The following is an 11,049-nucleotide window of genomic DNA, read 5'->3' on the forward strand; positions in this document are numbered from 1 at the left end:
TTTTTCTAAACCTGTCACTAGATTAACGGAACTGGCTCGATCGCGATCGCAGGATCGAGATATTAAAGGAGAAATCTATCCCCAGTTAAGTTCCAAGGCGTCAACAGCAGATCGCCACAATCATGGATGTTTGTCGTACAATCTCCTTAACAGGCAAAGGGAAAGAGCCTTCGCCGATCGGGGATTAAAATTAAAAGCGCATGACTTTCTCTTCAATAATTCGTACCCTAGGGCGATCGCCCCTAGCAACAGAACTCCTCAACAAGCTCAAGCGCCATCGCTACGTGCAACTCTCCGGCATCGCCCGTTTGCCTAAAGCTTTGGTAGCTTCCGCCCTCGCACAGCAAGAGGGGCGAAACTTATTGGCAGTAACGGCTACTTTAGAAGAAGCCGGCCGCTGGGTTGCCTCTTTAGAGGCGATGGGCTGGCAAACCGTACATTTTTACCCGACTTCGGAGGCTTCACCCTACGAGCTATCTTACTCCGACGAGAACGAAATGACGTGGGGGCAAATGCAGGTGCTGGCGGATTTGGTCGAAAAACAAGAAACAAACGCTAATTCTAAGCCGATCGCGATTGTAGCTACCGAAAGAGCTCTGCAGTCTCACTTGCCGCCGCCTGCTGCTTTTAAACCCTATTGTCTGACGCTGAAGCGAGGTGCGGTTCAAGACTCGAAGATACTGGATCGTCAACTGGTATCGATGGGGTACGATCGGGTGACTCTGGTGGAAATGGAGGGCCAGTGGAGCCGCCGGGGCGATATTGTCGATGTGTTTCCGGTAGCGGCGGAGTTGCCGGTGCGGCTGGAGTGGTTTGGGGATGATTTGGAGCAAATTCGGGAGTTTGACCCGTCTTCGCAGCGATCGCTCGATAAGGTAGATCGGTTAATATTAACTCCTACTAATTTTAACGCCATTATTAAAGCAGTTTTAGCCGAAAAGAAGCTTGACGAAATTAACCACTTAGGCTCTGTTGACACAGAAAATGAAACCGAAAAATTTGTCCGCCGACTGTTGGGTTTAGCGTTTGAAAAACCCGCATCTTTGTTGGATTATTTGCCAGAAAATACTTTAGTTGTTGTTGACGAACCGCAAGGGTGCGAAGCTCACAGCGACCGCTGGTTTGAGAATGCACAGGAACAGTGGAATAATTGTAATCGCGAATCGGAAGTTGCGGAGGCGGGAACAGAAAATTTGCCAATTTCTAATTTGAAAGTTCCGAAAATTCACCGCACCTTTGCTGAATCTATGGCAGATGTCGCAGCTTTCGATCGGCTAGAACTTTCAGAATTAGCAGAAGATTCTACTACTAAAAAATCTCAAAGCTCTGGGGATGGCGACCAGCTACCGTCTGCGATTAATTTGGCTTCTCGACCTGTGCCGGTGATGCCTCACCAATTTGCGAAGCTGTCTCAAATGCTCAGGGAAGAGCGCGATCGGGGTTTTACTATTTTCCTGGTTTCTGCTCAACCCAGCCGCTCGGTTTCTCTGCTGTCGGAACACGACTGTCCGGCTCAGTTTGTGGTGAATCCGCGCGATTATTTGGCGATCGACAAGTTGCAATTGCAGCACATTCCGGTGGCTTTGAAGTACAGCGGACTGGCCGAATTGGAAGGGTTTATTCTGCCGACTTTTCGGATTGTGTTAATTACCGATCGGGAATTTTACGGTCAGCATTCTTTGGCTACTTTTAGCTACGTCCGCAAGCGCCGTCGTGCTGCTTCTAAGCAAGTAGACCCGAATAAATTAAGCCCAGGTGATTATGTGGTTCACCGCCAGCACGGAGTGGGCAAATTTATCAAGTTGGAACGTTTGACGATCGATCGCGAAACTCGCGAATATTTGGTACTTCAATACGCTGACGGTACTCTCAGGGTGGCGGCAGACCAGTTGGGGGCTTTGTCGAGGTTTCGGACTGTGGGCGATAAAGTACCCGATCTCAACAAACTGACCGGTCAAACTTGGGAAAAAACTAAAACAAAAGTTCGCAAAGCTGTTAAAAAATTGGCAGTGGATTTGCTGAATCTTTATGCTAAAAGAGCTAAGCAAGTAGGTTATGCTTTTCCTCCCGATATGCCTTGGCAACAAGAATTAGAGGATTCTTTTCCTTACCAACCAACGCCGGATCAGTTGAAGGCAACTCAGGATGTGAAACGCGACATGGAGGGCGATCGACCGATGGATCGCCTGGTCTGCGGCGATGTCGGTTTTGGCAAGACAGAAGTCGCTCTGAGAGCTATTTTTAAGGCGGTTACAGCGGGCAAGCAGGTGGCTTTGCTCGCACCGACGACGATTTTAACCCAACAGCACTATCACACGCTCTCGGAGCGTTTTTCTCCTTATCCGATCGAAGTTGGTTTGCTCAATCGCTTTCGCACAGAAACCGAACGCCGGGAGATTCACAAGCGTTTGGCAACTGGGGAGTTAGACGTGATTGTCGGTACTCAATCTGTTTTGAGCAAAGCGATTAAATTTCGGGATTTAGGCTTGTTGGTGGTGGACGAAGAACAGCGGTTTGGGGTCAAGCAAAAGGAAGCGATTAAAGCTTTGAAAACTGAAGTAGATGTGCTGACTCTGACAGCAACGCCGATTCCCCGGACTTTGTATATGTCGCTGTCGGGGATTCGCGAGATGAGTTTGATTGCGACTCCGCCTCCCAGCAGGCGCCCGATTCAGACGCATTTGGCTCCCTATAACCCCGAAGTGGTGCGATCGGCAATTCGTCAAGAATTGGACAGGGGCGGTCAGGTTTTTTACGTGGTGCCGCGGATTGAGGGGATTGATGAGTTGGCCGCTCAGTTGCAGGAGATGGTTCCGTCTGCCAGAATTGCGATCGCCCACGGTCAAATGGAGGCGTCGGAACTAGAATCCATCATGCTGACTTTCAGCGCGGCAGATTTCGATATTTTGGTGTGCACGACGATTATTGAGTCGGGTTTGGATATTCCGCGAGTCAATACCATTTTAATTGAAGACGCGCAGAAGTTTGGTTTGGGTCAGCTTTACCAGTTGCGGGGACGGGTGGGACGCGCGGGGATTCAAGCTCATGCTTGGCTGTTTTATCCGAAGCAGAACAAGCTGTCTGATGCTGCAAGGCAGAGGCTGCGGGCAATTCAAGAGTTCGCGCAGTTGGGTTCGGGCTATCAGTTGGCTGTCCGAGATATGGAAATTCGCGGTTCGGGTGATGTTTTGGGTACTGAACAATCTGGTCAAATGGAGGCGATCGGTTTTGATTTGTATGCTGAAATGTTAGAGGAGGCTATTCGGGAAATTAAGGGTCAGGAAATTCCGAAAGTTGAGGACGCGCAAATTGACCTCACTTTGACGGCGTTTATTCCTGCAGATTACATCGCAGATTTGGATCAAAAGATGAGCGCTTACCGGTCTGTGGCTTCTGCTAATACCCCTGAAGAATTACAGCAGATTCAGGCTGATTGGTGCGATCGTTATGGGCCAATTCCTCTTCCAGCCCAGCAACTTATCCGTGTGGTCGAACTCAAACAAATTGCTAAAAAAATCGGTTTTTCTCGGATCAAACCGGAGAATAAGCAGAACATAGTTTTGGAAACTGCGATGGAAGAGCCTGCTTGGAATTTGCTCAAGGCTAATTTGCCGGAACATTTGCGCTCTCGTTTTGTCTACAGCAAGGGGAAGGTTACTATTCGAGGTATGGCGGTTTTGACGGCCCAAAAGCAATTAGATAATTTGATTGATTGGCTGGGTAAAATGCAGGGCGCTTTGCCGGAAGCAAATGTTTGATTTTAATATATAGTCCCCAAATCTCGCGCACCGCCGAAACCACAGAATAATACCGATGGAACCATAAAAAATATTACTGCTGTTTTCATGATGGTTTTAGCGACAGAAAGGATTAAAATCGTGAAAATGTTAGTGAGTATTTTTTTGGCGATCGCGCTAGTGCAAGGAGTGCCAATGGCGGTTCAATCTCAACAAATAATTGACCCGATCGATAGGGTTGTGAGTGCAGGATTGATGAATAAAGATGCCAGTGGCAATTTTAATGCTGAGGGCCTTGTCAGTCGCGCAGATTTGGCGATGATTTTAGTGAAAACTTTTGGTTTGGAACGCCGGAAAACCGCTCAAAAACCGGATATTGAATTGCCGGACGTACCGAAGAGTTACTGGGCTTACAGTGCTATTCAAACTGTTTTGAAAACGGGAACGATGAGTGGATATCGTGACGGAATGTTTTTTCCGAATCAAAGGGTGACTCGCGCTGAAGCTTTGGCGATTTTTGCTCAAGCTTACGGGGTTTTTCAGTTCCCCGATCCCAGCATTTCCGAGATTTTAGCTAAGTATCCAGATGCAGGGGAAATCCCTAATTGGGCTAGAAAGTCTTTGGCTACTGCACTTTATGAAGGGTTTGTTAATGTTGATTTCGGAACTAATAAAATTAATCCTTTGAAGCCGATGACTCGTGGGGATATCGCTTACGCTTTGAGCAAGTATTTGGAGCGGCAAGTAAGGCCCAGTTCTTTGCCTGTCCCGGACGATGAGCCTCCCGATCGCGGCATGGGAAGGTGATAATTGTTCTGCATTTAAATTAAATTTTTGGGGCGGGCAGGATGCCCACCCCACAAGAGTTTCAATAAACAGGATTGTGAAAATTAAATGCACACCAGCTTAGTTGTAAGTTGTGGGAACCGTCTTGACGTTTACGACGTTCTTAATTCCTTCTTCCTTCTTCCCTCTTCCTTCTTCCCTCTTCCTTCTTCCTTATTCTAGAAAAAGTCGATCGCCCGCCATGCAAAATCCCGGAGCTTTGGTGACTGTCAAAGCAGCCATCAAACCCCCAGGATTTAAAGTTTTCCTCTTAAACGAGGCTCAAATTATTGCCAATGGGTGTTGGCTCAATCAGCAGTAGCCAATTCGGTACTGGCGCCGCCGCGCTTCCGCGTCAGGGTATTGAAAAGCATCTGACCAACAGCTTTAATCAAATTGCCTTCTAATTCCATGAACATCTTCATGTTCATGCCAAAAGCTGCATTAGCTTCGCCAACAATTCGCTCTGCTGTGGCTTCGTCAATCGGCAGTTCATTCATTGCCTGACGGTAGTTAGCTTTGAACTCTTTTTCATCAGGAATATCCTGGAATTCATAGAAAGCAGTGCCTTCTCCCTCGGAAAGATTCATTCCGCGCTGGGCAATTCCCTTCAGGATTTGTCCGCCGGATAAATCGCCCAAGTAGCGAGTGTAAGAGTGAGCTACTAACAGTTCCGGTGCGGTCGCCGAAATCTCGTGAATCCGCTGCACATAAGCTTTAGCGGCGGCTGACGGAGCTACTTGTTCGCGCCAATTCGCACCGTAGTAGTAAAATAAATCTTGCTCTAAGCTTTGTTTGCGATTCAACTCAGAAAAGTAAATTTTTGAAACAACCGGATGCTGCTTTTGGCGTTCCATTTCCTCTTCGATTGCCGAGTAGACAAAGTAGAGGTTTCCTACTAACTTCCGGTAAGAAGTTTTTTCTACAACGCCTTTTAAAAAACACTTGACAAAACCGACGTTTTCTGCCATTGTGTGGGACTTTTTCGTTCCCTCACGCAATTTGGTCGCTAAATTGATGCTCATGCTATATTGTCCAACCTTCTATTTTTGTGGTAGTTGATGGATGCGCCAAAAATCTAAAATTTACCTAAGCATTTACCTTAGATCGATTTGATGAGAGATTGTATTAATTTTTATAACAAAACCTAGAGAAATCAAACGACCCTGATGCCCGATCGCCCGAAAGGGCAGAAGGCATCAGGGCCGCAAAAGTTTAGTCATTAGCCCTCAGCCATTAGCTGTTAGCTAACGACAAATGACTAATGATTAAGTTAGATGTCCAAGTCGAGGAGGTTGAGTTTGGGGCCGTAGGTTTCGATGAATTCGCGGCGGGGGGCGACACGATCGCCCATTAAGATCGTAAAGATGCGATCGGCCTCAGCAGCGTCTTCAATCTCCACTCGTTTCAGCGTGCGAGTTTCTGGGTTCATCGTCGTATCCCACAACTGTGTCGGCATCATTTCACCCAAACCTTTGAACCGCTGAATGGTGTAGTTAGCATTCGCCGGAAATTCATTGCGGATGAGATTGTTCATTTCGCGATCGCTGTAACAGTAGTAATGATTGCGTCCCCGTTCCACTTTATAGAGAGGAGGACAAGCAATATAGATGTAACCTTGGTCTACAAGTGCGCGCTGATAGCGGTAGAAGAAAGTCAGCAACAGCGTGCGGATGTGAGCACCATCTACGTCAGCGTCCGTCATAATTACGATGTGGTGATACCGCAATTGACCCGGATCGAATTCTTCGCCTTTGATGCCCAAACCCAGGGCTGTAATTAACGACTGAATTTCGTTATTTTTGTAGATTTTGGCATCGTCGGTTTTCTCAATGTTGAGAATTTTACCGCGCAAAGGCAGGATTGCTTGGAATTGGCGATCGCGCCCTTGTTTTGCCGATCCGCCCGCAGAATCCCCCTCCACCAGGTAGATCTCAGACAGGGCAGGGTCTCTGGAACTACAGTCCGCTAATTTTCCAGGCAAAGGAGACGATTCTAAGACTGATTTTCGGCGCACTAAATCGCGGGCACGGCGGGCGGCTTCAGCGGCCTTAAATGCTTGAATTGCTTTTTCCAAAATAGCGTCAGCTACTTGGGGGCGAAACTCCAAATATTCTGTCAATACTTCGCCTACCAAGGAATCGACAATTCCCCGAACTTCTGTATTGCCTAGCTTGGTTTTAGTTTGACCTTCAAATTCCGGATCTGGGACTTTGACAGAAATCACTGCTGTCAAACCTTCGCGAACGTTTTCGCCGGCGAGGTTGGGCTCGTTTTCTTTGATTTTGTTGCGCTTGCGGGCGATCGAATTCATCGTCCGCGTCAAAACAGCCTTCAAACCTTCTAAGTGCGTGCCACCGTCGATCGTCCGAATGTTGTTAGCAAAACCTAGAACGTTGTCGCTAAAAGCATCGACGCACCACTGCAAAGCCACTTCTATCTGCACGTTGTTGCGTTCTCCTTGCACGTAGATCACTTCTTCGTGCAGAGGCTGCTTGTCGCGGTTCATGTAGGCGATATATTCCTTGATTCCGCCCTCATAACAGTATGTTTCGATGCGAGGTTCGCTACTTTTAAGCAGTTCCAAACGGTGGTCGCTAAACGTAATTCTCACGCCCGCATTCAAGTAACCCAATTCTCGCAAGCGCCCGGCGAGTATAGTGTAATCAAATTCAATGCCAGTGCTAAATATTTGAGTATCTGGCAAAAAAGAAACTGAAGTACCGGTGCGAGTGCCTTTGTTGGGCTTGGCAGTAAGTTCAGTAACTGGATTGCCTCTTTCGTAGCGCTGTAAATGTTCTTTTTGGTCGCGCCAAACTGTCACTTCTACCCACTCGGACAGCGCGTTAACAACAGAAATACCTACACCGTGCAATCCTCCAGAAACCTTGTAGCCACCACCGCCAAATTTACCGCCGGCGTGAAGTACAGTCATTACTGTTTCTATTCCCGATTTGCCAGTCTTGGCAACGATGCCGGTCGGAATACCCCGGCCGTCGTCTGTCACGGTAACGGAACCGTCGGCGTTGATGTCAATCTCGATGTGAGTGCAGTGGCCAGCCAGCGCCTCATCAATGGAATTGTCCACAACCTCGTAAACTAGATGGTGGAGTCCTCGCGGGCCGGTAGTACCGATGTACATCCCCGGTCGTTTACGGACTGCTTCGAGACCTTCGAGAACTTGAATCTGGTCGGCGCTGTAGCTGCTGGTCATACAAAAATAGCTCCAATAATGAGGCCTAAAGCCCCAAAAGCTTCTAATATGGGAAAACTCCTAAAATTATAGCACAAAACCGTTAAACGCGATGCTAGGGCTTTCTGAAGGGAAATTTATTAGGGGGAGGGAGGGGAATAGTTTTGAGATTACTTAGCGACTCCCCAGGCGTAGCGCGGTGAATCAGTGTAGGAGAGACGGGAAAGCATGGAGAGGAGAGAATTTGAGAGTTTTTATAGGGAAACGTGCGACAGCTTATGCCTAGATTAATTACGATTTGCGGGGCGACGGCGACGGGGAAGTCTGGAGTGGCTTTGGCTTTGGCGGGGCGACTACAATCCTCGATCCTGAGTGCGGACTCCCGTCAAGTGTACCGCGAATTTGACATCGGAACCGCAAAACCGACGGCGGTCGATCGCACCTGTGTACCGCATCACTTAATTGACATTTGCGATCCGACGGAAACGCTGACAGTCGCAGATTACCAGCAACAAGCTCAAAAATTAATTGCTGCTGTGGATTTTCCTGTTTCTCCCCCCCTGTTGTTGGTGGGAGGGACGGGCTTATATATTAAATCGATCGTGCGCGGTTTAAAAATTCCGAGGGTAGCACCGATGCCCGAATTGCGATCACAACTTGCGGAACTCGGACAATCTCAATGTTACGCGATGTTGCAGCAGGTCGATCGCTCTGCCGCTGAGAAAATTCACATCAATGACCCAGTAAGAACTTTGAGGGCACTGGAAGTATTTTATGTCACCGGTCGCTCTATTTCCGAGCAGCAGGGCGAAAATCCTCCCAATTATCCTATTTTACAAATTGGGTTGGATTGCGAGATCGATGTTTTGGTCGATCGGATCAAACAGCGCACCGAACAAATGCTAGAGCGCGGTTGGATTGCTGAAGTAGAATATTTGTGTAAAAAATACGGCTGCGAGTTGCCACTGTTGAACACGCTGGGATACCAGGAAATGAAACAATATTTGGCGGGCGACATTAAGCTTGAAGAAGCCAAAGAATTAACAATTTTGCACACGCGGCAATTTGCGAAGAGACAGCGAACTTGGTTTCGAGCTTATCCTGAAATTGAATGGTTTGATGTTAGCGCACCAGATTTGCTAGAAAGAGTTTGGCAGAGAGTGCAGGAATTTCTCAAGTGATTTTATATCGAAATTAATTTTTTTTAAACCGCCGATGAACGCTGATGAACGTTCATGTAAGTTAAATGGACTTGCTAGTTCTTCAACTAAAGGAAGTCGGATTTTTGCGTTAACTTTGACTAGGCAAAATCTCTCTAATTCTTTCGCGAAACAAAGGCACAGCAGCACGCTGTCCGATTGTTCTGCTTTGTTCGATGAAACCGGGAATTTCGGCAACGGGTAAAAACGGAAAAGCTAAACTGCGATCGCACATTTCATATTTCCCATCTACAAGTTGATAAACTTGCAGAGATTCCCGGCGATACCTCCACAGTTCGGGAACACCAAGAGCAGCATATATGGAATCTTTATTAACAGAAGAATTCGTGTAATCCGACTCTATTGCTAAATCGGGCGGCAAATCCTCTGGGAGGTTGATATCTCTTTTACCTCTGACGCTGGCTTCATTTTGAATGTAGAAACAAGTATCAGGTTCGACAGCACGAGTTAAATCTTCCCGTTCCAGAGTCAGAGAACCAGCTTTCATCACTTCGATTTCTAGCTCGTCTGCTGTAGCTTCAATAAAGCTTTCTATCAGTCCTTTCGGGACTTCATGTTCTAGATGTGGCATCCTGATTTCTAATAGTCCTCCATCGTAAGCAATTCTCCAAGCTCTATCGTCCCCAACATCTGCCAGCAATGCTTTAAAAGTTGACCAACTGACACCTTTTAAAATAACTCGGTTTTCGGGGGTAGTTTGCTGCTCTACGGGAGTTGATGTTGTTGTTACCATTTAACAATTCCTTGGTAGCTTCATCAATTTTTATTGTAGTCGCTCGACTTCAAATTTAAGGATAAATTTACAAACATATTGCAGGTATTGCGTAGGGACACGGCAGTGCCGTGTCCTGTCTTTCATTTTTATTGAGCCAACAAAAAAGATTTTTTTTAATTAACCGCAGAGAACGCAGAGGGCGCAGAGAAAGAGAAAACAGAGAAATTAATAATTTGAGGAACAAGCCGAAAAGCCTGTTCCTCAAATTACATCTCGCGTAGTTAATTAACTGTACAAACTCGCCACATATTCGCCGTAACCGTTATAGGGCAAAGTTGGACGAGTTTCCCACGACCAACTGTTACCGGGACCGACTATGCGTTCGCTGGCCTGCGACCATCTGGGGTGCGGCTTGTCGGGTTCGACATTTGCTTCAAAAGCGTATTCGTTGGCGCCGATTGTATTCCAAAAAGTGGCGGGCTGCTGTTCGACAAATTCAATTTTGACGATAGACTTTGCGCCCTTAAAACCGTATTTCCAAGGAATCACTTGCCGCAGCGGCGCACCATTTTGTTTGGGTAGTTTTCGGCCATACAAGCCTGTGGCAAAAAATGCTAAATCGTTGGCCATTTCTTCAATTCGCAGACCTTCGGTATAAGGCCAAGGATAAAATTGCGACATCAAACCGGGGCCGGGAGTAATTTTGGGGTCGTAAAATGAGGTAAAGCGAACGAATTTAGCTTTCGATTGCGGTTCGACATCAGCCATCAGTAATTTCATGGGAAATCCGACCCAAGGAACTACCATCGCCCACGCTTCTACACAGCGAAATCGATAAACTCGTTCTTCGATAGGAAATTTTTTGTAGAGGTCGTCAATATCATAAGTGCGGGGATTTTTTACTAAACCGCCTACTTCTACTTTCCAGTTTTCTGTTGGCAAAGCTTGAGCGGCTTGCCAAATAGATTTTGTGCCGCCGTATTCGTAAAAATTGTTGTATTTTGTAGCTAAGGCTTCGTCGGTAATTGCCCGATCGACTTTCGCAAAGGCCGGATTCCGGCTCAATCCCGAATATGCTTGGGTTGAGCTTTGCTCTAGAGCAGTTTTTGAGCTACTATTGCTTTGGCAGCCGGTCAGTGGTAGCAGCGAAGCAGTCACGCCAGCACCAATTAAATTTGTCATGAAGCGGCGGCGGTTGAGAAAGGCTGTTTCTGGAGTAATTTGTGGGTTGAGAATTTCCCAAGATTTGGGTACGCGAATTAACGGCATAAGTAATAGTTAAAAGTTAGTAGTTAGTTGGGCAAATTTTGCCAAAATTTTAATCAGTCAACCGATTTTAGATTGACTAGAGAGAACAGA

Annotated in this window: 8 protein-coding genes; 4 read left to right on the forward strand and 4 right to left on the reverse strand. The window is 46.9% G+C overall.

The genetic code is table 11. The features are described from left to right. Positions 1–200: 200 nt before the first annotated feature. The 3 genes from mfd to QUA74_RS19480 all read left to right on the forward strand — a co-directional run bounded on the left by mfd (position 201) and on the right by QUA74_RS19480 (position 4,884). A complete protein-coding gene (mfd, locus tag QUA74_RS19470) occupies positions 201–3,758 on the forward strand; it encodes a transcription-repair coupling factor (protein WP_333332453.1) in 3,558 nt (1,185 codons plus the stop codon). A gap of 126 nt (positions 3,759–3,884) precedes the next feature. Then, positions 3,885–4,544 carry an S-layer homology domain-containing protein gene (locus QUA74_RS19475; protein ID WP_333332561.1) on the forward strand — a complete coding sequence of 220 codons (660 nt, stop codon included), beginning with the start codon at positions 3,885–3,887 and terminating at the stop codon, positions 4,542–4,544. Between the two features lie 112 nt (positions 4,545–4,656). Then, positions 4,657–4,884 carry a hypothetical protein gene (locus QUA74_RS19480; protein ID WP_333332456.1) on the forward strand — a complete coding sequence of 76 codons (228 nt, stop codon included), beginning with the start codon at positions 4,657–4,659 and terminating at the stop codon, positions 4,882–4,884. Here the strand turns inward: QUA74_RS19480 and QUA74_RS19485 are convergent. After that, positions 4,871–5,587, reverse strand: a complete 717-nt coding sequence (locus QUA74_RS19485; protein ID WP_333332458.1) for a heme oxygenase (biliverdin-producing) — start codon at positions 5,585–5,587, stop codon at positions 4,871–4,873. The genes QUA74_RS19480 and QUA74_RS19485 overlap by 14 nt on opposite strands. A gap of 248 nt (positions 5,588–5,835) precedes the next feature. Then, positions 5,836–7,776 (reverse strand): DNA topoisomerase (ATP-hydrolyzing) subunit B, encoded by a 1,941-nt coding sequence (gene gyrB, locus QUA74_RS19490; RefSeq protein WP_333293594.1) that lies wholly within the window; start codon positions 7,774–7,776, stop codon positions 5,836–5,838. A gap of 257 nt (positions 7,777–8,033) precedes the next feature. Between gyrB and miaA the strand changes: the two genes are divergently transcribed. Further along, on the forward strand, positions 8,034–8,936 hold the full coding sequence (gene miaA / locus QUA74_RS19495) for a tRNA (adenosine(37)-N6)-dimethylallyltransferase MiaA (RefSeq protein WP_333332461.1): 903 nt from the start codon (positions 8,034–8,036) through the stop codon (positions 8,934–8,936). A gap of 109 nt (positions 8,937–9,045) precedes the next feature. Here the strand turns inward: miaA and QUA74_RS19500 are convergent, their stop codons facing one another. Further along, complete coding sequence (locus tag QUA74_RS19500; protein WP_333332464.1) at positions 9,046–9,708, reverse strand: Uma2 family endonuclease; 663 nt, start codon at positions 9,706–9,708, stop codon at positions 9,046–9,048. 267 nt (positions 9,709–9,975) lie between these two features. Next, positions 9,976–10,959 (reverse strand): protein-methionine-sulfoxide reductase catalytic subunit MsrP, encoded by a 984-nt coding sequence (gene msrP, locus QUA74_RS19505; RefSeq protein ID WP_333332468.1) that lies wholly within the window; start codon positions 10,957–10,959, stop codon positions 9,976–9,978. Positions 10,960–11,049: the final 90 nt, after the last annotated feature.

It is taken from the genome of Microcoleus sp. LAD1_D3, assembly GCF_036702135.1.
Classification (GTDB): domain Bacteria; phylum Cyanobacteriota; class Cyanobacteriia; order Cyanobacteriales; family Microcoleaceae; genus Microcoleus.

Bases quoted from the DNA above. Each gene is read 5' to 3' on its own strand.
- mfd (WP_333332453.1), top strand. From the start codon at position 201: ATGACTTTCTCTTCAATAATTCGTACCCTAGGGCGATCGCCCCTAGCA.
- QUA74_RS19475 (WP_333332561.1), top strand. From the start codon at position 3,885: ATGTTAGTGAGTATTTTTTTGGCGATCGCGCTAGTGCAAGGAGTGCCA.
- QUA74_RS19485 (WP_333332458.1), bottom strand. From the start codon at position 5,587: ATGAGCATCAATTTAGCGACCAAATTGCGTGAGGGAACGAAAAAGTCC.
- gyrB (WP_333293594.1), bottom strand. From the start codon at position 7,776: ATGACCAGCAGCTACAGCGCCGACCAGATTCAAGTTCTCGAAGGTCTC.
- miaA (WP_333332461.1), top strand. From the start codon at position 8,034: ATGCCTAGATTAATTACGATTTGCGGGGCGACGGCGACGGGGAAGTCT.
- QUA74_RS19500 (WP_333332464.1), bottom strand. From the start codon at position 9,708: ATGGTAACAACAACATCAACTCCCGTAGAGCAGCAAACTACCCCCGAA.
- msrP (WP_333332468.1), bottom strand. From the start codon at position 10,959: ATGCCGTTAATTCGCGTACCCAAATCTTGGGAAATTCTCAACCCACAA.